The organism is Phascolarctobacterium succinatutens, assembly GCF_023497905.1.
GTDB lineage: Bacteria > Bacillota > Negativicutes > Acidaminococcales > Acidaminococcaceae > Phascolarctobacterium_A > Phascolarctobacterium_A succinatutens.
Map to the genome: position 1 here is coordinate 420,001 of NZ_CP097284.1, position 23,154 is coordinate 443,154.

At 44.9% G+C, this 23,154-nt stretch carries 17 protein-coding genes and 2 rRNA genes (1 of these 19 only partly in view); 14 read left to right on the forward strand and 5 right to left on the reverse strand.

Annotation, left to right across the window (positions count from 1 at the left end; genetic code table 11):
- The 5 genes from M5E81_RS02030 to M5E81_RS02050 all read left to right on the forward strand — a co-directional run.
- Positions 1–2,138 (forward strand): 23S ribosomal RNA (locus M5E81_RS02030); it begins 768 nt to the left of the window's first position.
- Between the two features lie 189 nt (positions 2,139–2,327).
- Positions 2,328–2,444: ribosomal RNA gene (gene rrf, locus M5E81_RS02035) — 5S ribosomal RNA — on the forward strand.
- A 906-nt stretch (positions 2,445–3,350) separates the two neighbouring features.
- The gene (locus M5E81_RS02040; RefSeq protein WP_009145934.1) at positions 3,351–5,009 is read left to right on the forward strand and encodes a Na+/H+ antiporter NhaC family protein; all 1,659 of its coding nucleotides are present in this window, start codon (positions 3,351–3,353) and stop codon (positions 5,007–5,009) included.
- A 191-nt stretch (positions 5,010–5,200) separates the two neighbouring features.
- Positions 5,201–6,547, forward strand: coding sequence for an MATE family efflux transporter (locus tag M5E81_RS02045; RefSeq protein ID WP_249747750.1), 1,347 nt, complete (start codon positions 5,201–5,203; stop codon positions 6,545–6,547).
- A gap of 201 nt (positions 6,548–6,748) precedes the next feature.
- A complete protein-coding gene (locus M5E81_RS02050) occupies positions 6,749–8,377 on the forward strand; it encodes a phosphoethanolamine transferase (RefSeq protein ID WP_249747751.1) in 1,629 nt (542 codons plus the stop codon).
- 195 nt (positions 8,378–8,572) lie between these two features.
- Here M5E81_RS02050 and M5E81_RS02055 read toward each other — a convergent pair whose 3' ends face one another.
- Positions 8,573–9,454, reverse strand: a complete 882-nt coding sequence (locus tag M5E81_RS02055) for an IS3 family transposase (RefSeq protein ID WP_249747005.1) — start codon at positions 9,452–9,454, stop codon at positions 8,573–8,575.
- Positions 9,385–9,948, reverse strand: a complete 564-nt coding sequence (locus tag M5E81_RS02060) for a transposase (RefSeq protein ID WP_249747006.1) — start codon at positions 9,946–9,948, stop codon at positions 9,385–9,387. The genes M5E81_RS02055 and M5E81_RS02060 overlap by 70 nt, the downstream gene beginning before the upstream one ends.
- A gap of 159 nt (positions 9,949–10,107) precedes the next feature.
- On the opposite strand from M5E81_RS02060, the gene dapF reads away from it, so the two are divergent.
- The 7 genes from dapF (at position 10,108) to M5E81_RS02095 (ending at position 17,336) form a co-directional block, all read left to right on the forward strand.
- Positions 10,108–10,995: a diaminopimelate epimerase gene (gene dapF / locus M5E81_RS02065; RefSeq protein WP_040565172.1), complete on the forward strand. Its 888-nt coding sequence runs from the start codon at positions 10,108–10,110 to the stop codon at positions 10,993–10,995.
- Between the two features lie 106 nt (positions 10,996–11,101).
- The gene (locus M5E81_RS02070) at positions 11,102–12,304 is read left to right on the forward strand and encodes an LL-diaminopimelate aminotransferase (protein ID WP_249747752.1); all 1,203 of its coding nucleotides are present in this window, start codon (positions 11,102–11,104) and stop codon (positions 12,302–12,304) included.
- 169 nt (positions 12,305–12,473) lie between these two features.
- A complete protein-coding gene (locus tag M5E81_RS02075) occupies positions 12,474–13,322 on the forward strand; it encodes a transporter substrate-binding domain-containing protein (RefSeq protein WP_040565165.1) in 849 nt (282 codons plus the stop codon).
- A 103-nt stretch (positions 13,323–13,425) separates the two neighbouring features.
- A complete protein-coding gene (locus M5E81_RS02080) occupies positions 13,426–14,220 on the forward strand; it encodes an amino acid ABC transporter permease (protein WP_249747753.1) in 795 nt (264 codons plus the stop codon).
- A 3-nt stretch (positions 14,221–14,223) separates the two neighbouring features.
- A complete protein-coding gene (locus M5E81_RS02085) occupies positions 14,224–14,967 on the forward strand; it encodes an amino acid ABC transporter ATP-binding protein (protein ID WP_009145731.1) in 744 nt (247 codons plus the stop codon).
- A 202-nt stretch (positions 14,968–15,169) separates the two neighbouring features.
- On the forward strand, positions 15,170–16,723 hold the full coding sequence (locus M5E81_RS02090) for a DUF4127 family protein (protein ID WP_249747754.1): 1,554 nt from the start codon (positions 15,170–15,172) through the stop codon (positions 16,721–16,723).
- 1 nt (position 16,724) lies between these two features.
- Positions 16,725–17,336, forward strand: coding sequence for a GNAT family N-acetyltransferase (locus tag M5E81_RS02095; protein ID WP_249747755.1), 612 nt, complete (start codon positions 16,725–16,727; stop codon positions 17,334–17,336).
- A 141-nt stretch (positions 17,337–17,477) separates the two neighbouring features.
- Here M5E81_RS02095 and M5E81_RS02100 read toward each other — a convergent pair whose 3' ends face one another.
- The 3 genes from M5E81_RS02100 to M5E81_RS02110 all read right to left on the reverse strand — a co-directional run bounded on the left by M5E81_RS02100 (position 17,478) and on the right by M5E81_RS02110 (position 20,220).
- Entirely contained in the window at positions 17,478–18,299 is an 822-nt protein-coding gene (locus M5E81_RS02100; RefSeq protein WP_009145735.1) for an ABC transporter permease, read from the reverse strand.
- The gene (locus M5E81_RS02105; RefSeq protein ID WP_249747756.1) at positions 18,292–19,080 is read right to left on the reverse strand and encodes an ABC transporter ATP-binding protein; all 789 of its coding nucleotides are present in this window, start codon (positions 19,078–19,080) and stop codon (positions 18,292–18,294) included. Before M5E81_RS02105 ends, M5E81_RS02100 begins: the two co-directional genes overlap by 8 nt.
- A gap of 120 nt (positions 19,081–19,200) precedes the next feature.
- A complete protein-coding gene (locus tag M5E81_RS02110) occupies positions 19,201–20,220 on the reverse strand; it encodes an ABC transporter substrate-binding protein (protein ID WP_009145737.1) in 1,020 nt (339 codons plus the stop codon).
- Positions 20,221–20,469: 249 nt separating this feature from the next.
- Here M5E81_RS02110 and M5E81_RS02115 point away from each other — a divergent pair, with 249 nt between their 5' ends.
- Together M5E81_RS02115 and M5E81_RS02120 are read left to right on the forward strand one after the other, a co-directional pair.
- Positions 20,470–21,732, forward strand: a complete 1,263-nt coding sequence (locus tag M5E81_RS02115; RefSeq protein WP_249747757.1) for a hypothetical protein — start codon at positions 20,470–20,472, stop codon at positions 21,730–21,732.
- A 232-nt stretch (positions 21,733–21,964) separates the two neighbouring features.
- Positions 21,965–23,152, forward strand: a complete 1,188-nt coding sequence (locus M5E81_RS02120) for an efflux RND transporter periplasmic adaptor subunit (RefSeq protein WP_249747758.1) — start codon at positions 21,965–21,967, stop codon at positions 23,150–23,152.
- The last annotated feature ends 2 nt before the right edge of the window (positions 23,153–23,154 follow it).

The following is a 23,154-nucleotide window of genomic DNA, read 5'->3' on the forward strand; positions in this document are numbered from 1 at the left end:
AGGATGAGATGTGGGTAGAGGTGAAATTCCAATCGAACGCGGAGATAGCTGGTTCTCCCCGAAATAGCTTTAGGGCTAGCCTCAAGTAGTAAGTATAGGCGGTAGAGCACTGATCGGGCTAGGGGCCATAAAGGTTACCGAACCCTGTCAAACTCCGAATGGTTATACTGTAGAGCTTGGGAGTCAGACTACGAGTGATAAGATCCGTGGTCAAAAGGGAAACAGCCCAGACCACCAGCTAAGGTCCCCAATGTCGTACTAAGTGGAAAAGGATGTGGGGTCTCTAAAACAACCAGGATGTTGGCTTAGAAGCAGCCACCATTTAAAGAGTGCGTAATAGCTCACTGGTCGAGAGACCCTGCGCCGAAGATTACCGGGGCTAAAGTACGAAACCGAAGCTGTGGCTACGACATATGTCGTGGGGTAGGGGAGCGTTCTGTGAGGGCTGAAGTCGTTCTGTAAGGAACGGTGGACTTCACAGAAGTGAGAATGTTGGTATGAGTAGCGAAAAGAATGGTGAGAATCCATTCCACCGAAAGCATAAGGATTCCTGGGCAACGATCGTCGTCCCAGGGTAAGTCGGGACCTAATCCGAGGCATGGAGCGTAGGAGATGGACAACTGGCAGATATTCCAGTACCGGTAATGATTGTTTGAGCGATGGAGTGACACAGGAGGGCAGGCAGGCAGGAGATTGGTTGTTCCTGTACAAGCGTGTAGGATGGGACGCAGGCAAATCCGCGTCCTGTGAGTCTGAGGCGTGATGTGGAGGTTCCGGAAACGGAACTGAAGCTGCTGACCCCACACTGTCGAGAAAAGCTTCTAGTTAGAGAATTACCGCCCGTACCGTAAACCGACACAGGTATGCGGGGAGAGAATCCTAAGGTGCGCGGGAGAACCCTCGTTAAGGAACTCGGCAAAATGTACCCGTAACTTCGGGATAAGGGTAGCCGCTGTTGTGAAGTCTGAACAGACGGAGCATGAGGCGGTCGCAGAGAAGAGGCCCAAGCGACTGTTTACCACAAACACAGGTGCCTGCTAAAGAGAAATCTGACGTATAGGTGCTGACACCTGCCCAGTGCCGGAAGGTTAAGGAAGGATGTCCGGAGCAATCCAAAGCATTCGACCGAAGCCCCGGTGAACGGCGGCCGTAACTATAACGGTCCTAAGGTAGCGAAATTCCTTGTCGGGTAAGTTCCGACCCGCACGAAAGGTGTAACGATTTGGGCACTGTCTCAACGAGGGACCCGGTGAAATTGAAGTACCTGTGAAGATGCAGGTTACCCGCGACTGGACAGAAAGACCCCATGGAGCTTTACTGTAACCTGACATTGGGTTCTGATACATCACGTACAGGATAGGTGGGAGGCATGGAAGCGAGGACGCTAGTCTTCGTGGAGCCGCCGTTGGGATACCACCCTTGATGTATCGGAATTCTAACCGTAGGAGTAACGAAACTCGGGACAGTGTCAGGCGGGCAGTTTGACTGGGGCGGTCGCCTCCCAAAGAGTAACGGAGGCGCCCAAAGGTTCCCTCAGCGCGGCCGGAAATCGCGCGAAGAGTGTAAAGGCAGAAGGGAGCTTGACTGAGAGCCAAACACGGCAATCAGGTACGAAAGTAGGGCTTAGTGATCCGGTGGCATCCAAGTGGAAGGGCCATCGCTCAACGGATAAAAGCTACCCTGGGGATAACAGGCTAATCTCTCCCAAGAGTCCATATCGACGGGGAGGTTTGGCACCTCGATGTCGGCTCATCACATCCTGGGGCTGAAGTCGGTCCCAAGGGTTGGGCTGTTCGCCCATTAAAGTGGTACGTGAGCTGGGTTCAGAACGTCGTGAGACAGTTCGGTCCCTATCCATCGCGGGCGCAAGAGATTTGAAGGGGGCTGCTCCTAGTACGAGAGGACCGGAGTGGACGAACCAATGGTGTACCAATTATCTCGCCAGAGGTATAGTTGGGTAGCTACGTTCGGAAAGGATAAACGCTGAAAGCATCTAAGCGTGAAACCAGCCTTAAGATGAGATCTCTCATAGAGCAATCTAGTAAGACACCTTGGAGAAGACGAGGTTGATAGGTCGGGAGTGTAAGTACAGTAATGTATTCAGCGGACCGATACTAATATGTCGAGGGCTTGACTTGAAGCAAAGACCCGATTTGTCGCAAGCAAAGCGAAGCGAGAAATCGAAAAGGTCGTGCAAACATCGAAAACAGCGACTGAATAAGGAGCGGTTTTCGATGAAGAAGTCAGCTTAAACAAAACGTTAAAAAGAACTTAACGGTTCATTCTTCTGTTGAAGTTTTGAGGGTACAAACCTCAAAATTAAATAATCCGGTGGTGATGGCTAAGGGGATCCACCTGTTCCCATCCCGAACACAGTAGTTAAGCCCTTATACGTCGAAAGTACTTGGCTGGAAGCGGCCTGGGAGGATAGATAGCTGCCGGTTAGAAAAAAGACATGTCATGTGACATGTCTTTTTTCTTTTACCGTCAGCCATCTTATGACCAACGGCGGGGCTGGCTGCCCAACCGCCACGTCTAAAGGAGCTATGCGACGCATAGACGTGTAATCAGCTCGTCGATTGAGGATAGAATCTACGATTATGCAGTAAAGTCGGCAGCGGGAGCTTCTTAATGAAGTATTGCTGCAAGGAGTATTTTTGGAGGGATAGATAGCCATGCTTGAAGGAGCAAAGTGATGCACAAGCATGGATTAAGCTTTCTACCTTATTTTCTCTATTCGCGAGAGTATATCGTTTCAGTCAACAGCAATTTATTAACTCAAATTTCGTGTGGAATCAAGACGAAGTGTCGCAAAACTCGCGCTATGCAAAGAGATTTTACTATAGTAGATAGCTTAGCGCTCAGACAGTGCGACACTTAGCGGTTCGTGTCAAACCAATCAGCTTCGCTCTTCGAGCTTGCTTCTTGGGACACTATCGCATGGCGCGCATGAGCCAATCAGCATCGCCCTGCGGACTCGCTTCTTGGATGCGCCCGCAGATGATTCCGGACACTCATTTGCTAAAATTGCTATTCCTTGCACGATATACCCATCGCTCAATTTACTTGCCTTCTTATCAATTAGCGTTGTTCTGCAGACTCGCGTCTTGGATGCGCGAATAAAGAATATATGCGCCTGCTCTGTAAGCCTCGAAATTTGTCAACTGTGAATAGACATTAAAGCAGTATAAATCAGTGTTAAAGTGCGCTGTTTTGCACTTATTTACAAAACAATGTATAATTTTTAACAATTTGTCAGCGATTTTTAATAATATACTTGCTTTTAGTTACGTAATCATGATATAATTTTTTCGGACTTTTTAGAAAAAAATTATGGAGTGATTAATTAGATGAGAAAAATCAATTATTTGTTTTTGGCGGTAACGCTCGTTATCATGGTTGGCCTATTTTATATAAGCGGACAGCATCCTAACACTGTTGATCCTGAAACCTATAAGCCTGCCGTATATTCGACAATCGGCGCTTTGCTGCCTCCGGTTATCGCAATTGCTTTGGCCTTGATTACTAAGGAAGTATATTCTTCTTTATTCGTAGGTATTGCAATCGGTGCACTGTTATATTCCAACGGTAATCTTGAGCTTGGTTTAAATACTATGCTTTACAATGAAAACGGCGGCATGATTACCAAGCTGTCAGATAGCGGTAACGTTGGTATTATGGTATTCCTGGTTATTTTAGGTATCATGGTAGCTCTTATGAATAAGGTTGGCGGTAGTGCTGCTTTCGGTCAGTGGGCTTCTAAAAATATCAAGACCCGCGTTGGTGCGCAGCTCGCTACCATTGCACTGGGTGTACTTATTTTTGTCGATGACTATTTCAACTGTTTGACTGTTGGTTCCGTAATGCGTCCTGTTACCGACAGACATCAGGTTAGCCGCGCAAAGCTGGCATATCTTATTGACGCAACTGCTGCGCCGATTTGTATTATTGCGCCGGTTTCCAGCTGGGCTGCAGCTGTAACCTCATCAGTACCTAAAGGCTCTGATATTAACGGCTTTAACATGTTCCTGCAGACTATTCCTTATAACTTCTACGCAATTACTACCTTATCTATGATGCTTCTTTTGACCATCATGAAATTTGATTTCGGCAGCATGAAGGTTCATGAGGATAACGCAAATAAGGGTGACCTGTTTACTACTGCTGCTCGTCCGTATGGTGATGATGATGACAATACCGATAAGCCTAACGGTGCGGTTATTGACCTTGTACTGCCTGTAATTGTACTTATTATCTGCTGCATTATCGGTATGATTTATAGCGGTGGCTTCTTCACAGGCGAAAGCTTTGTTGATGCTTTTGCAGGTGCTGACGCTCCTAAAGGCCTGGTACTCGGCAGCATGGCAACCTTCTTCTTTACCTTCTGCTTCTACATGGTGCGCAACGTAATGACCTTTAAGGAATTTACGGAGTGTATTCCTGCAGGCTTCAGAGCAATGGTTGCGCCGATTATGATTTTGACCATGGCTTGGACTCTGTCCGGTATGACCGGTCTTTTGGGTGCAAAGTTCTATGTACATGATCTTGTTGCAAACTCCGCAGGTATCCTGAAAATGTTCCTGCCGACAATTATCTTTGTTGTTGCTATGTTCCTTGCGTTCTCTACCGGTACAAGCTGGGGTACCTTCTCTATTCTGATTCCTGTTGTTTGCAACGTTTTCGGTTCCGGCGATACCTATGAAATGCTGATTATCTCTATTGCTGCCTGCCTGAGCGGCGCGGTATGCGGTGACCACTGCTCGCCTATCAGCGATACAACGATTATGGCATCCGCAGGCGCGCATTCCGACCACGTTAACCACGTTTCCACACAGCTGCCCTATGCTTTGACTGCAGCTTCCGTGTCTGTTGCCGGCTATCTGATTGCCGGCGGTATTGCGTACTTTACGGAAAACTCCTTAGCGCTGATTGCTTTGCCTATTACGCTGTGCTTATTATTTGTAACATTGCTGGTTATGCGTACTTATATGCGTAAACAGGCTGCTTAAATGAAATATTTTATGAACGAAAAGCTGATACAGAAATGTATCGGCTTTTTTTATGTTAAGCATTGCTTATCATAAGCGTAATATTATGCCTTATAAATATAACCGGGCAGAGAAAATATCAATTTGCTATTGTCTGATTTTAGTATTATAATATCTATCACTAGTTAAAAGAAAGAGAAGGTATTGAAAATATGCGAACAAGCATGGACATGCTTAATGGTTCCTTATGGGATAAAATACTAAAATTTTCTATGCCGGTAGCTGCAACCGCTATCCTGGAGCAGTTTTTTACCGCTACAGACGTGGTAATTGCCGGCAACTTTGCTAACAGCGACAGAACAGCGGCAATGGCTGCCGTAGGAACAGATTTGCCGATTATCGGTATGATTATTTTTCTGTTCTTGGGCCTGGCCTTAGGCTCCAATGTTGTTATTGCGCAGTCTATCGGCAGACGTGATACGGACGGCGTAAAGAAGGCGGTGCATACTGCTGTACTGCTTTCGCTGATTATCGGTATTGCGGTAGCTGTTTTTGCACAGTTTGCTGTTGTGCCGATTTTAGGTTTGCTGGAAATTCCGGCAGAAGTTTTACCTTCAGCTGTGATGTACCTCAGAATATATTTTTTAGGTATGCCGATTATTTTGCTGTACAATTTTGAAGCGGCTATTTTCCGCAGTATCGGTGAAACGCAAAAACCGTTGATGGCGCTTATTGCAGCCAGCCTGGTTAATATTGTGCTGGATTTATTCTTTGTCTGCGTATGCAAGCTGGATGTTACTGGTGTAGCTATTGCTACAGTGTTGGCTAACGCGGTTTCTGCTTTGATTCTGCTCCGCTTATTGCTGAAAACAGATTCTATAATTAAGTTGGAATGGAATAAGCTGCACCTTGATATGCCTACGCTGAAAGAAATTGTAAGCATCGGCTTGCCTGCAGGCATCCAAGGCGCAGTTTTCAGCCTGGCTAATGTTGTTATTCAGGGTGCTATCAACAGCTTGGGCACAGAGGTCATTGCAGCCTCCAGTGCTTCGCTGATTCTGGAGATGGTAGCGTTCAGTATCTTCAGCTCCTTTACACAGGCGTGTACGACCTTTGTCGGGCAGAATTATGGCGCCAGACAGATGGCCCGGTGCCGTGTGATTTTACGCTTATGCCTGCTGGAGGATGTTATCTGTACGGGCTTTTGTATGCTTATCGTATTTCTCTTCGGTGACAGGCTTATTGCGCTCATCAACGACGACAGCGAGGTTATCAGGCTTGGTTATATCAGGGCTTCTATTGTATTCTGTGCCTACATTTTCAGCCTTTCGTATGATGTGATGTCCGGTTATCTGCGTGGCTTCGGCATATCGTTTTTACCGTCGCTGCTTACAATTTTAGGTGTCTGTGGTGTACGCTTTTTATGGGTTGCCTTTGTTTTCCCGGTGTATCATGATTTCCGTACCTTAATGTATGTTTATCCTGTAAGCATGGGTGTTACCGCTGTGCTGATTTTTGCTGCGCTGATGTGGTGCAGACCGTCTAAAAGATTTGCGTAAATAATTTTCGAAGTGTTTTTTGGAGCAAAATACTGTTGTAAGTGAATATATTACTGATATAAAAAGCAATACTGCTCATTATAATATGCCGGTACGCAAATGTGCCGGCTTTTTTGTACGCTAAAGCATAAGATATAAAGTCTTGCGGGGGGGACAAATGTGCTACAATACTAACGATGATTATTAAAAGGATGGGATTATGTGTTTAGTAGCGCTTTGAAAAAAGAAATAAGGACGATAGTTATTACTTCTGTTATTGTGTATTGTATTTTAATGTTATTTGCTTGCGGCATATCTGGTGATTATACATTAAGACACTCTAACGGGATTATTTTAAGTGCGGTTGGTATTGCCTTAGCCAGTAGAGTTTATATAGAACGTAAAGTATATTTTTGTCAAATTTCCTTACTATTTTTATTGGCAAACAGTATATTTTTAATAAAGTTGGTATTAGGTAATTTTATAGGTCTAAGCAGTGTAAAAAATTATGCAAATTTTTCAATAGCGTTGCTTAATTTAGCGTTATTGTTGCCAATGCTTTTTGAGAAACATGTAATACGCAGTGTACTTAGGTTTATCTTTTTAGCCGTTATTTTATTACCGGTATTTGTTATTTTGGGATACTATTCGGTTACCAGTACTGTATTTGCTCCGGATACTCTTTTGGCAATTGCTCAGACTAATATTCAGGAAGCTATAGAGTATGCAAAAGACAATTTTTCCTGTAAAACAATTTTCTTAATTATACTGACAAATGCTTTTGTATTTTTCGTTGCAATAAAAAATACGCAAAAAATATTGTGGAATAAGTATAATCTATTTCTAGTGTTATTCTGTATTACTGCTTGTTTAGTAGGTGTGTATAAGTATAGGGATAATATTATTACAGATATACCTAAACAGGCATCTAAGACATTAGCTCAATACAAGAATTTTTCAAAGGAAAGAACTGATCGCAAGGATAATATGTCTAAACTGCTTTTGTCACATAAACCGGAAGCGGGCGTCTACGTATTGGTTATAGGTGAATCGCAAAACAGAGCGCATATGCAAGCTTATAATTATCATCGGGCAACTACACCGTGGTTGGACAGTATGAAAAATGATAAAAACATGTTGCTGTTCACCAAGGCATATTCGTGTCATACGCATACTGTGCCTACTTTGTTATACGCATTGACTGCGAAAAATCAATACAATAATATTGCTGTAAAAAATGCGGTAAGCGTATTAGAAGTTGCGGAAGCGGCAGGCTTTGAAACTGTCTGGCTGAGTAATCAGGTTAAATATAGTGCTTGGGATACTCCAGTTACAAGCATTGCTAGTGAAGCTAATCAACAAAAATGGATAAACAGTACTCTTGGTGAAAGTACAAATACAGATTATTTTGATGGTAAGCTTATCGAAGAGCTTGAAAAAATAAAAATAACTGACAAAATGTTGATAGTTATGCATCTTATGGGCAATCATGGTTCTTATGAACAAAGATATCCGAAAGCATTTGAAAAATATGATGGAAAAAATACCATTGATAAATATGACAACAGTATTATTTATAACGATTATGTGATGAGTCAGGTTTATAAAAGAGCCAGAAAGATTCCAAATTTCAAAGGATTAGTTTATTGTTCTGACCATGCTGATGCTATAGATAAAAATTTATCGCATGATGCTGCTCAATTTGATTTTGATATGACTCACATACCTCTCTATATATACTTATCAGATTCATATATCCAAAATAATTCAGCTAAATATAAGAGTTTGGAAAAACAAAAAACAAGCTGTTTACTAATGATTTGTTATTTAATCTTATGCTGGGCGTTTTAGGCATAAATTTGAATAATATTTATGAACCTAATAATGATCCGACAGCAGACACGTTTGATAATAATAAAGAACGCTTTAAGACGTTATATGGGAAAAAGTATATTTGTGAGGAAAAATTGTGATACAAAAAACCGGTACGCAAATGTGATATGTACCCAGTTTTCTGGACACCGCTAAAAATTTGAATAATTATATTTACATCATGGATGCTTCTCTGAATTTAGAGGGAGGCATCCATTTTGTTTTAGCTTGAATTCTTTTGTTGTTATAATAATCGATGTACTCAGCTATAGCGTTTGAAAAAGATTCAAACGAAGGGTAATCTTTTTCAAATCCGTAGAACATCTCGTTTTTTAATCTGCCAAAGAAAGTTTCCATAATACAGTTGTCATAGCAGTTACCTTTCCTAGACATTGATTGAATGATTCCGTGCTTTTGCAATTCATTCCTATAAAATGCATGCTGATATTGCCATCCTTGATCTGAGTGCATAATAAGACCTTTTACAGAAGGAAAACCTTTAAATGCCTTTTTCAGCATGTCCTTTATTTGCGCCATATCTGGATGTAGAGAAAGATTGTAAGAGATTATTTCATTGCTGTTCATATCCAAAATCGGAGAAAGATAACATTTGCCCCAAGGCAGATTGAACTGCGATACATCGGTTGTCCACTTTTGCAAAGGTTTTTCGGTATTGAAATCTCGATTGATGATATTATCAGCAACTTTGCCAACATCGCCTTTATAGGAGTGGTATTTTTCCTTGGGACATTTTCCAAACAAGGTAAGCTGATTCATGATTCGTTGGACACGCTTGTGATTTACTCGAAAACCTCGATTCAGAAGCTCCTTATGTACGCGCCTTACACCATATCGCTTTTTGTTCTCGTTGAAGATAACAATAATTTCGGATGATAAGTCGGCATTTCGTTCGCTAACTTTATCTGTCTTGCTAAGCTCGTAATAGTACGTTGAACGCGACAGTCCAATCGCATCCAGCAAATAATTCAGTTTGTAACCTTCTTCACGCAGTTTTTGGACGAGCGCAGCTTTTTCGCCTTGAGTTGCGCTGCGCATCTCTCTTCTCTCAAGGCAATCTCTTTTTTTACAATAGCAATCTCCGCTCTCAAGCGCTCATTTTCTGCTCTGAGCAGAATCATTTCTTCTCGTTCTGATGGAGTAAGTTCTGCCGGCTCTATTTTTTTCTTCATTTCAGGCTCCTTGGGTGGTCGTCCTTTTCGTTGTGCGACCAATCCCTGATACCCTTTAATTTTATAGCATCTAACCCACTGATACAAGAGTCCAGCGTTAATTCCTGCAGAAATAGCTGTTTCCTTATTTGACGCACCAGCTAATACTTTGGCTACAAGTTCATATTTCTCTTCTGCTGACCAAGTTTTTCTCTGATTTTTATGTCTTAATGCTTCTGGACCACATTTATCTTCTATCCGAACCCAAACTCGGATTGTATTGTGGAAATTTTTTTCTGTTATATCTTTAGGCGTTTCAGGCCATTTACCTTGTCGATATAATTCTACACACTGTCTTTTGAACTTATAGCTGTATTTCATTAAAATACCCCCAATACTGGGTGTCCAGTATTGGGGGTACATATCAATGTGCCGGCTTTTTTGTGCGCTAATGCTAACTTTATTGTTTATCCGGTTGGAATTTCAGTATATTTTTGTTATAATGAGTAAAGAGGATTCAAAGGAGGAAGGGCCATGAAAATAGAATTTACAAAAATGCATGGTGCTGGTAATGATTATGTCTATGTAGACTGCACCAAGGAGATGCTGCCGAACCCGGGCGCTATTTCCGAATATGTAAGTCATAGACGCTTTGGTATTGGCAGTGACGGTCTTATCTGCGTTTGCAAATCTGACGTTGCTGACTTCAAAATGCGTATGTTCAACGCTGACCGCAGCGAAGGCAAGATGTGCGGTAACGGCGTACGCTGCGTAGCTAAATTTGTGCATGACAAAGGTCTGACCGATAAAACTACTATTACGCTGGAAACACTTTCCGGTGTAAAGGAAATTGAAATGGTTGTCGAAAACGGCGAGGTTGTAGGTGCAAAGGTAGATATGGGCAAACCTGTTTTCCGTGCTACCGAAATTCCGATGAACTGCGACCATTATATTTTCGTTGACCAGGCAATTGTTCTGAATGATAATCATGATGATGTAACCAAAGAAAAAGTTTTCTATAACGGTACGGCAATTTCTATGGGCAATCCGCACTTTGTTACCTTTGTGGATGATGTGGACAGCCTGAACTTGGAAGAACTGGGACCGCAATTTGAACATCATAAGCTGTTCCCGGAAGGTGTGAACACTGAGTTTGTACAGGTTCTGGACAAGAACACTGTCAAGTTCCGCGTTTGGGAGCGTGGCAGCGGCGAAACCTGGGCCTGCGGCACCGGTGCAAGCGCTGTTACTGTAGCCTGCATTATGCTGAACAAAGCAGGCAAGAAGGGCGAACCGCTCAATGTACATTGCAAGGGCGGCCTGCTAAAGGTTACGCATGAGCTGAATGACCATGTTACCCTGGAGGGCAACGCAGTCGCAGTATTTGACGGCGTAATTGATATTCCTGAGAGCATTATCAACGAGTAAACAAATTGCTTGAACTACTGGCTGCAGGTATCGCAATGCTTGCAGCTAGTAATTTTTCAGGCGTTTGCTATAAATTTAAAATGATTTTAATAATGGGGGTTTTTCAATGGCATTTGTAAACGAAAACTATTGTAACTTAAAAGAAAGCTTTCTTTTTGCTGATATCGCGCACAAGGTAAGCGCGTATGCTGAGGCACATCCAGACAAAAAGATTATCCGCCTGGGCATTGGTGACGTTACCCTGCCGCTGGCAAAATGTGTTGTTGATGCAATGGCTAAGGCTGTAGCAGAAATGGGCGTACAGTCTACATTCCGTGGCTATGGTCCTGAACAGGGCTATGATTTTCTGCATGCAGCACTGGTAAAATATTATGCTTCCTTCGGCGTTACCTTGGAAAGCGATGAAATTTTCATCAGCGACGGTGCAAAGAGCGATTGCGCTAATATCACCGATATTTTCAGCAATGCAAACACTATCCTGATTCCTGATCCGGTATACCCTGTATATCTGGATACCAACATTATGTGCGGCCGTCACATTATTTATATGGAAGGCAAGCCGGAAAATGATTTCCTGCCGATGCCGGACGAAAATGGTAAGGCTGACGTAATTTATCTGTGCTCTCCGAACAACCCGACCGGCTCTGCTTATACCAAAGAGCAGTTGGAAGAATGGGTTGCTTATGCACTGAAAAATGATGCTGTTATTCTGTACGATGCTGCTTATGAAGCATATGTAACCGATCCGGCAATTCCGCGCAGCATTTTCGTTATCGAAGATGCTAAAAAATGCGCTATTGAGCTGTGCTCTCTGTCCAAGACTGCCGGCTTTACCGGTACCCGTTGCGGTTATACCGTTGTTCCTCATGCACTGGTTCGTAAAACCGAAAGCGGCAAGGAAATGGAACTGAACAAAATGTGGCTGCGTCGCCAGACCACTAAGTTCAATGGTGTTCCTTACATTATCCAACGCGGTGCAGAGGCTGTATTCAGCGAAGAAGGCATTAAACAATGCCGCGAAAGCATTGCTTACTATCAGGAAAATGCACGTATTATCATGGAAGGCTTTGACAAGGTTGGCATTAAATATTATGGCGGCGTACATTCTCCGTACATCTGGCTGCAATGCCCGAACGGCATGAGCTCCTGGGAATTCTTTGACTTCCTGCTGGAAAAACTGCAGGTTGTAGGTACTCCTGGCGCAGGCTTCGGCAAAATGGGCGAAGGCTTCTTCCGCCTGACTGCTTTCGGCAGCCGTGAAAATACCATCGAAGCTATGGAACGTATTATTAACGGACTGAAAAAATAAGCTTAAGTATTTCAAGCCGTACTTTTTCTTGCGGGAGATAGTACGGCTTTTATGCAGTTATACTCATGTATACATTATATCTGTGCCTGAACGCTTGCTTTTTTGACAGTAATATAGTAAAGTATTACGTAACTTAGTAGATAATTTCACAATGAAAGGTGTGTTTTTGATGAACTTGAAGAAATTTTTGAAAGCTGCTCTGTGCGGCGCTATGGTTGTTGCAATGGCTGTTACTGCAGGCTGTGGCGGTGGCGATAAAAAAGCTGACAGCGGCAAAAAGGTATTGAAGGTTGGTATGGAATGCGCATACGCTCCGTACAACTGGTCCCAACCGTCTGCTGACGGCGGCGCTGTAAAAATCGCCGGCTCTAACGAATATGCTTACGGTTATGACGTTATGATTGCTAAAAAATTAGCTGATTCCATGGGCGCTGACCTGGAAATCCATAAAATCGAATGGGATGGCCTGGCTCCTGCAGTAGTAAGCGGCAAGATTGATGCTGCAATCGCCGGCATGTCCATTACCTCCAAACGTAAAGAGTCCGTTGACTTCACCAAACCTTACTACTATGCAACTGTAGTAGCACTGGTTAAAAAGGATTCTCCGCAAGCTCAGGCTAAGAGCGTTGCCGACCTCAAAGGCTCTATTGCTACCTCTCAACTGAATACCATCTGGTATGACCAGATTGACCAGGTTCCGGACGTTAAAAAGCTGCCTGCTATCGACAACGTTCCCGGCATGATTGTTGCGCTGAAATCCGGCAAATGCAACTTGATTGTAACCGATATCCCGACTGCTAAGGCTGCTGCTTTTGCTAACCCTGATCTGACTATGGTAACCTTCCCTGAAGACAAAGGCTTCAAAACTTCTAAAGAAGATGTTGAAATCGGTATTGCTATTAAAAAAGGCAACAAGGAACTGGCAGACGCTATGAACAAGGTTCTGAGCGGTATGACCGAGGCTGACTTCAATAAGATTATGGATGAAGCTATTAAGAAACAGCCTTTGGCAAAATAAGCTGTATAAGAATGGAATAGCTGCGTTGCAATAACGAGTTACGCCATTTGCAAGGGGCGGCGGTTGTCGCCCCTTTTTGTATTAAATTAAGGTGGTGTATGTAATGCCGGAAACATTTTTGGGCTGGGTAGTTTACCTGCTGCAGCAATATGGCTCTGTCCTGCTGAAGGGCGCGGTCGTTACTCTGCTGCTGGCAGTAGTAGGCACATTTATCGGCTGTATTATCGGCCTTATTGTTGGTGTTATCCAAACAATTCCTTTGGAGGATAATGACAGCAAGGTTAAGAGAACTTTGGTGCGCTGTTTGCAGCGCTTGTTAGACGCTTACGTAGAGGTGTTCCGCGGTACACCTATGATTGTACAGGCTATGGTTGTTTATTATGGTGCAATGAGCCTGTTTGATATCGATATGTCACCGCTGTTTGCCGGCTTTTTGGTTGTTTCTATCAATACCGGTGCTTACATGGCAGAAACTGTGCGTGGCGGTATTGAATCTGTTGACCCGGGACAAAAGGAAGCAGCAATTGCTATCGGTATGGACCATATCCAGACCATGCGCTGCGTTATTCTGCCGCAGGCTCTGCGCAACGTTATGCCGCAGCTGGGCAACAACCTGATTATCAATATCAAGGATACCTCTGTATTGAACGTTATCTCCGTAACAGAGCTGTACTTTGCTTCCAAATCTGCTGCAGGTGTATATTACAAATACTTTGAAATTTTCTTCATTACCTGCGTAATTTACTTTATTATGACCTTTACCGCTTCCCGCCTGCTGCGCTGGTTGGAAAGCAAGATGGATGGCCCGAAGGATTATCAGCTGGTTACCTATGACCCGATGATGGACCCCTGCGGTGATATTCCTCTGCCTACTAAGAAGCCGAAAGGACGGTACTAAGCTATGGAAAAGGAACTTTTGTTATCAGTCCATGATTTAAAGAAAAGCTTTGGCGAGCGTGAAATTTTAAAGGGCATCAGCTTTGATGTCCGTCGCGGCGATGTTGTCTGCATCATCGGTCCTTCCGGCAGCGGCAAGTCTACGCTTATCCGCTGCGTGAACTATTTGGAGCATCCGACTGCCGGCACTATTGATTACCGTGGTACGGATGTAAATGAAGCTTTCAAAAAGCTCACTATGTATCGTACTAAGGTAGGCATGGTGTTCCAATCCTTTAACCTGTTCAACAATATGACCGTTCTGGAAAACTGCATGGTCGGTCAGGTTAAGGTCCTTGGCAAAAGCAAGGAGGAAGCTCGCACAACTGCGCTGAAATATCTGAAGCATGTTGGTATGGATACTTATGTAAATGCGAAACCGCATCAGCTTAGCGGTGGTCAAAAGCAGCGTGTGGCAATCGCACGTGCGCTGGCGCTGGAGCCGGAGGTTCTTTTAATGGACGAGCCGACAAGCGCACTGGACCCGGAAATGGTTGGCGAGGTTCTGCGCGTTATCCGTGACCTGGCTAAGGAAGGCCTGACGATGGTTATCGTAACGCATGAGATGGCTTTTGCCCGTGACGTTTCTAACCGTGTTATCTTTATCGACCAGGGTGTAATTGCTGAGGAAGGCGAGCCGCAGGAGCTGTTTACGCATCCGAAGAATAAACGTACCCAGGATTTCTTAAGCAGATTTGCTAACGCTTAAGCTAATTTTATAACGTAGCTTTGCTCTCTGTTTCAAGGTATACCTTGAAGCAGGGAGCTTTTGTTTTGCGATGAGCTTTTATCATAACCGAGAGATGCAAGAAGAAATTATAAGTCAACGCAGGAATTTTATTTATTGCTGTAGAATTTCTATTAAGGCGAGGAATATCTCTGCTTAGAAAGAGTTAAAGGTAGTGATAAAAATGATGAAGGTTTTGCGAAGTGTTTTGCTTTGCGCTTTACTGTTGACTACTCATACAGCATTTGCCGCTAAGGGCACTCTGTTATATATACCCATGGACAACAGACCGGTGTGCCTTGATTACACAGTGCAGACGATGCAGGCTGCAGGCTGGGATGTGCAGCTGCCGCCGGCTGAATATATTGCCGGTGCTCAGTCAGCAGGGCAGCCGGATAAGCTTTTTAACTGGCTGGAGGCTAAGGCCGGTGAATCGGTAGCCATTGTTGCTTCTTCCGATGCTTTGCTTTATGGCGGGCTGGTAGCATCGCGCACACATGAAATTTCGCCTGAGCTTCTGCAGCAGCGTGCCGAACGCTTGGTAGAGCTGAAAAAGCAGCACGGCGGACAGAAGGTTTATGTTTTTACCACTATTATGCGTTCTCCTAAGGCCAGCAGTGCACCGACAGAGCCTGCATATTATAAGGAATGGGGCCCTAAGATTTTCCGTTTGGGAGAGCTGGAGGACAAGCTGGAGCTTAAGCAGATTAAGCGTAAAGAGGTAAAGGAGCTGGCGGAGCTGCGCAGCAGCATTCCCCGGGAAATACTTGCTGATATGTTTGTGCGCCGCAGCAACAATATCCATGCTACGGAGCTTTTGCTGCATGGTGTGGAAAGCGGCGATTTTGATTATATGCTTATCGGGCGTGACGATACCGCTGCCTATTCTCAGGCACATAGGGAAGCACGCGAGATGGATATTCTGGTGAATGAGCTGCCGAAGGAGAAAATCCGTTTCTTCGCCGGCGCAGATCAGCTTGGCCTGCTGCTTTTGAGCCGAGCTGCCAACCGTCTGCAGTATGAGCTGCCTTTGGTAAATGTAACCTATGCTGTCGGCAAGGGCGGTAAAACAGTGCCAACCTACGAGGATGATACTGTGGCCGTTAGTGCCAAGCAGCATATCTATGCGGCAGGTGCTTTCCCGGTATATTCGCGCAAAAATGCGGATTTGGTTTTGGCTGTCAACACTCCTGCCGATGGTGTGACGCATGAGGCGTCTGATGCAAGCAATAGCTATAAGGCATTGCCTGCTACCGTAAATTTCGTCAATAAGGTTGAAAGCATTCTTAAGCATAATCATCCTGTGATTGTGGCAGATATCCGCTTTGGCAACGGTGCGGACAATGCTTTGATCAAGACCTTGTTTGACAAACAGTTGGCATATCGTCTGGCATCCTACGGCGGTTGGAATACCGCGGGCAACAGCCTGGGCTTTGCCCTGGCGCAGGGCCTGCTGCATAAGCAGTTAACACCGGAAGCAAGAGAAAATCTGCTTAATGTGCGTTATCTTGATGATTGGGCTTATCAGGCGAATGTGCGCATGCAAACCTATCAGCAGCTTATCTGGCCTAACTATTGGCCCAACAGCGGACTGAATGAGGAGCAGCGTACTGCGGCTGAAGCATATATTACCCGGGAAATCAACAAGGTAAGCAAGCCGTATATGGGCAACACTGCCGAAGAATATAAATTTACGCTGCCGTGGAGCAGAATGTTTGAAGTAAAGGTGGATCGATAAAATGTCGATGAAGTATACGCTTCGCCTTGCGAAGCCTGAAGATGCCGAAAAGCTGCTGGAAATTTACGCGCCATTTGTCATCAGCAGCGACAGGACGCTCAGTGATGTATCATTTGAATACGAGGTGCCTTCAGTAGAAGAATTTACTGAGAGAATCAAAAATATTTCTGCGGACTATCCTTATATAGTTTGTGAGCACGAAGGCAGACTGCTTGGTTATGTTTATGCTCATCCTTATATTCAGCGTGCTGCCTATCAGTGGGGCGCTGAGGCAACTATTTATTTGGCGCCTGAGGGGCAGGGATGTGGCTTAGGTAAAGTTATGTATGCAGCGCTGGAAGCTTTACTGCGCCTGCAGGGGGTAGTTGTTACCTACGCCTGCATTACTGCCAGCAATGAGCACAGCGTCAAAATGCATGAGGCTTGCGGCTATAAAATTATCGGTACTTTCAATAATACAGGCTTCAAGCATGGTCATTGGCTGGATATGGTGTGGATGGAGAAGGTTATTGCCGAATATCCCAAGCAGCCTGCGCTGATCAAGAAGATAGGCGAGATGCCGCTGGAACCCGTGACAGCAGTTTTAAAAGAGGCTTCAGCAAGGCTGCAGTAATAGCTTAGCAGAAAGCAGTTTTTGTGTATCGGCGTAACAGTATTTTAAAAAGCTGTTGTAAGATTTTAGCAGAAAAAGAAAAAGCACTGTCAGCTCTATCTGATATAAGAATATCAGTGAGCAGACAGTGCTTTTGTGTTTTTAGATGTTTTTCCAGGGGATAGCCTTTCTCTCCAACCATTGCAGGAACAGGTTAAAGAGCAGGCCGAGCAACGACAATACAATAACTCCGGCCATCAGGCGGTCGGTAATCATCAAATCGCCGTAATGCAGGATGAGAGCACCGATGCCGACCTGGGCAGCAATCATTTCTGCTGCTACCAGCAGCAGCAGAGAGGTGCCGGCAGCAAGGCGCAGACCTGCGAAAATCATAGGTAAGGCGTTAGGCAGAACAACACTTTTCATCGTTTTCCACCAGCTGGCGTTAAAGCTGACGGCAACCTTGATAAGCAGTGTATCAACATTTTTGACACCGCTGTAGGTGTTCATTGCTACCGGAAAAAAAACGCCGAGAGCAATAATCGTTACCTTCGAAAGCTCGCCGATTCCCAGCCAAAGGATGAATAACGGCAGCAAAGCGATTTTAGGGATAGGATAAAGAGCGTTGACAACAGGATTGCCGATTTTATCTGCCAGTGCCGAGGTACCGGTAACAAGGCCCACTGCAAGGCCGATAAGGCTGCCGACAGCAAAACCGATTAAGATACGGTACATGCTGGCTGCCAGGCTTACGCCGATTTCGCCGTCAGCAAGCATGGTAAGCAGGGCGCTGATAATCTGGCTCGGTGCCGGCAAAAACAAAGAAGAAACCAGGCCGCAGCGGCAGATAGCCTCCCAAAAGAGCAGCAGGATGATGATGGAAGCAACGCTTACCCAATGCGGATAGGTCTTTTGCCAATGCGTCATACGATTACACACGATATATTCGTTAGCTGCGCTCGCAGAAGTTTTCTTTTCAGGCATTGTCTTCCACCTCCATTAAGGCAGCACGCGCATCCTTGCTGATATGCTCCCAAATGATACGGACAAATTCCGAAATTTCGTCTGTGTGCTCAGGCTTAGCACGCTCGGCACGCGGAAGGGCAATCTGCAGTATTTTGCTGACCTTGCCGGGGCGACGCGAAAGCAGTACAACTCTGTCAGCAAGCATTACTGCCTCCTGAATATTATGTGTAACATATAGCGTGGTCAGACGCGTCTTTTCCCACAGCGTTACCAGCTCCTCCTGCATGATGGTGCGTGTTTGCGCATCCAGGGCAGAAAACGGCTCATCCATCAGCAGCAGGTCAGGCTCGATAGCTAAAGCACGGGCAATGCCAACGCGCTGACGCATACCGCCGCTTAATTGGTGCGGGAAGGATTTTTCAAAGCCCTTTAAGCCTACAAGCTCAATGTAATGCTTAATGCGTGCCTCCTTTTCGTCTGCTTTCATGCCTGCTGTTTCCAAACCGAAGGCAATATTATCATGCACATTACGCCAGGGGAAGAGGCCTGTTTCCTGAAAGACGATGCTCATGCGAGGCTCATAGCCTGCAGCGACATCAGTAAATTTTACGTTACCGCTTGTGGGTTCCAAAAGTCCGGCGGTTATATTGAGCAAGGTTGATTTACCACAGCCTGACGGTCCTACCAATGCTACAAATTCTTCCTTAGTAATGCTGAGGTTAATATCCTGCAAAACAGGAAGAAGCTTACCGCTGGTGGTGGTGAAATTCTTGCAGATATTTGCGATTTCTAATTTCATTTTCTACCATCCTCCAAAAAGACTGGCGCTAACATATCAGTCGCAGCGTTTTGGTGCTAAAGCATCGTCAACGCATTTTGCAGCTGTTACATTTACGCCAGTCTTGCTTTAATACAAGTTTTATTTCTTCAGTGCTTCATCCAAAAAGCTGGTGTTGGCAACATCCTTCGCATCCAGTGTGCCGGAAATCATCTTGTTGTCAGTGTACCATTTAATCTGGGTCGCGATATCGCTGACGAGCAGCTTGCCGTCCTTATCAATATAGGGCAGGCCGGCTTTAATGTCTTCAGCCGGAGCCTTAACGTATTTGGCTACAATATTAACAACCTCTTCCAGCTTCTTGGCATCCTTCTTTTCTACTGCAGCTTCGTAGTAATAGTTGCAGGCTTTGTTGTAAGCACGCATGAAGCGTACTGCCGCATCCTTATTCTTCATAAAGTCAGGTGAGTAGAAGATAGCAGAGGTCTGGTAAGGAATAACGTCGCCAACCTGTACTACAAGTTTGCCGTAGCCTGCTTTTTGCACCTTGGTGATGTTAGGCTCGTTTAAGATACAGCCGTCAATCTGCTTGCTTTCCAGAGCAGCCATAACAGCACTGAGCTTGCTCAGGGGAACAATTTCCACATCATTGAGGCTCATGCCCTGGGTTTCCAGCATTCTGCCAAGCATATAATGGAAGGTAGAGCCCTTTTGCGTAATACCAATACGCTTGCCCTTCAAATCCTTCAGGCTTTTTACGCCGGCGTTATAATTGTCGGTGGTCACAAGCAGTGCAGAAGAGGAATAGCCTTTTTGTTCACGTCCTTTATCCGCAACAATACCCAGCTTTTGTCCGTTGGCTGCCATGTTATAAAGGCTGGCCGTAATGCCGGTAGCACCGACATCAACCTTAGAGGAAGCGGTGGATACGGCAATCGGATGAGCGGCATCAAACCATTGCGGTTCAATTTCTATACCTTCTTCAGCAAAGAAGCCCTTATCCATAGCGATAAATAAAGGGGCGCTGCTTGTCAGGCGCAGCATGCCAAGGCTTACCTTAGTCTTTTCTTTGGGTGTGTCTTTTTTTGAATCGTTACCGCCACAGCCTGCAGCTAATACTAATAGGCAAAGGCTGAGCAGAATAGCAACAATTTTCTTCATTAATAAATCCTTCCCTTCTCCCAAAAATTCATAAAATACCGCTTTTATTCTACACTATTTAACAATAAAAAGCAGTAATATTAATGAAAAAATCGTTTTGGAAGCTAAGAAAAAGTTTTTTTGTACGAAATGAAACAGAATTTGCTGATGCTTTAGACACCTTTATGTGAAAAATCTGTGTTAATACGGTTCTTAATAACAAAAAAATGCTATAATATAATAGTATGTTTGAAGAAAGGACGTGGAGATGTGAAGATAAAATGGTTGGTGCAAGGCCTGGCCTGCAGCAGCGTACTTTTCTGCAGCAATATGGCCGCTGCCGCTGACACGCTGTTGGCGCAGGTGCCGCTGCAGCTGACAGCAGAGCAGACTGTTACTGCCGAGCTTTGGGGTGACAGGCTGTCTAACGGCTACGCCAATGATCTGCTTGTTATGATTAAGGATAAGGACAAGAAGCTTTTGACGGCTCATGCACCTTCTATTAAGGGAGGATATAATTGCCAGCTGCAGCCTATTAAGCTGTGGGCAGGCAAAAGCGGCAGACAGCAGCTGCTGGTGAGTGCTGCTCAGGGAGATTGGCATGCGCCCAGTGAATATCGTGTGCTTTCCTTTGCCAACAAGAAAAATGTGCGTGAGGTCTTTGGTGCTGCCGAAAGCATGGGACTGGTTACGCAAGCCTATGCCAAGGACGGTAAAATGCATGTAGCTTTAATCGACGGCAATAAATCTGATTTAACGCCGGCAACAGGCAGTGAGGTTGAAGACGGCAAGCTGGAGTATGGCGGCTTGCATTCGCTGGTGGCACATGATGTAGATAATGACGGTACAGATGAATTATTGGGCTGTCAGCAGCTGGTGCAGAAAAAGCAGCCTCTGGCAGATGTGGGCGCTATCTGGAAGCAGGACAAGAAAACTAAGGAATGGAAACAGTTTTCCCTGACCATTATGACGCTTGCGCCTACGCCTAAGGATAATACCGTAAATGATGGCAAGGATTTTGCTGCCGGTACTATATTGGTGCGTAAGATGGTAGTTCCCGGCGGTGAGGCGACCTTCCCGGTTTTTGCCGGCAAGGATGTAGAGCTACAAAATAAAATGAATAAGCTGCTGCAGGATGAATGCAAAGATTATCTGGAGCATTTTTACAAGGGTGAGGCAGATATGGCTTTTAAGGTGATGCGTGCCGATGAACAGATTCTGAGCCTGCAGCTGATCAGCGGTAAAAACAGCTTTATCCATCATCAGCTGAACGTAAATCCAAAGACTGCCGAAAAAATCAGCCTGGATGAAGTGCTTAATGTCAAGGATAAGGATTTGCTGCCGCTGATTAATCTGCTGAATACCAATAAGAAGGTTGTATATAAGGACAGACTGCCGGATGAATGGTATATTGAAGGAGATAACCTGTTCTTGATGCAGCGTATTGATGGCGTGGACCAGGTATCGGGTTTTGCCATGGGCAATCTGCATAAATTTTTGCTGAAAAAAGAACTGTTGAACAGCAAAAGCTGACTGGTCAGTCAGTAAAATTTGTGAGAAGAAGATAATGTGAGAAAATACAAGAAAAAGCGGCGAAAACTGCTTAAATGACGTTTGCTTTTCTGAAAAATGTCCATTATAATAGTAGTATTCTGAAACTGGAGCAGGAATATTTTCAGGTAAAGGTGCTATCGACAATATAGCAGTATCATTTGTCATTATATATATTGAGTAGTTTCAGAGTGAAGGTGAAGGAGGTTTTTTTATGTTAAGTTTTATTCGCTCCGGCCGTGCGAGAAAAGCAATGGCTGCGGTGCTGGCGGCAACCTTTGTATTGAGCGTTGCAGGCTGCGGTCAAAAACAGCAGCAGGGCGGCAATCAGGCGACATTGGTTAAAACCATGAAGGTTATTAAGCGTGACACCCCTCTGGTATATGATTATACAGGCTTTGTACAGGCTCAGCAGGAAATGGAGCTGAAAGCTCAGGTAAGCGGTCAGATTACAGCCAAGTATTTCAAGGGCGGTGACAATGTAAGTGCAGGCCAGACCTTGTATGCTATTGACCAGCGTACTTATCAGGCTAACGTGCTTAACGCGCAGGCAGGCCTGGCTAATGCCCGTGCGGCTTTGGCTAACGCAGCTCTGAATGCAGAGCGTTACAGCACTCTGTATGCACAGAATGCAATTTCCAAGCAGGTTCTGGATAACGCTATTATGCAGCGTGACCAGGCACAGGCTTCTGTAAATGCGCAGGAAGCAATTCTGGAAAATGCGCAGATTAACATGACCGATACCAGCGTTTCCGCTCCGTTCAGCGGACGTATTGATACTACAGCACTGGAGGTTGGCAACTATGTAACCGCAGGTCAGACTACTCTGGCCAAAATCAGCAACACTGACCCCGTATTCGTACAGTTCAGCATCGCTGAGCCGGAATATCTGAAGCTTTCCGGTTCCCATGATAACAGCGGCGCTGCTTCTCTTGACAACCTGACTGTTGTTCTGAGCGATGGCAGTACCTATGATTTAAAGGGCACCGTAGCAGAGGTTAACCGCGGTATCAACGACAACACCGGTACCATGACTGTAAAGGCTTTATTCAGAAATCCTGCACATCGTCTGTTGCCAGGCATGTTTGCTCACGTACAGGCAACTGCAGGCACCAAAAAGGATGCTCTCTTGATTCCTATGCGTGCAGTTGTTGAATTGATGTATAAGAAATTTGTTTATATTGTCGGCAGCGACAACAAGGTTACCATGAAGGAAGTAACTCTTGGTCCTTCCGTCGGCCGTTTCTACATGGTTGAAGGCGGTCTGACCGGCGACGAGACAATCGTAGTTGAAGGTACCGGCAAGATCAGACAGGGTGCTCAGGTTAACCCGCAGCCGATGACTGAGGCTGATCTGGATACTACTGTTGACAACAGTGCTACCGCCGGCAAGAAGCAATAAGG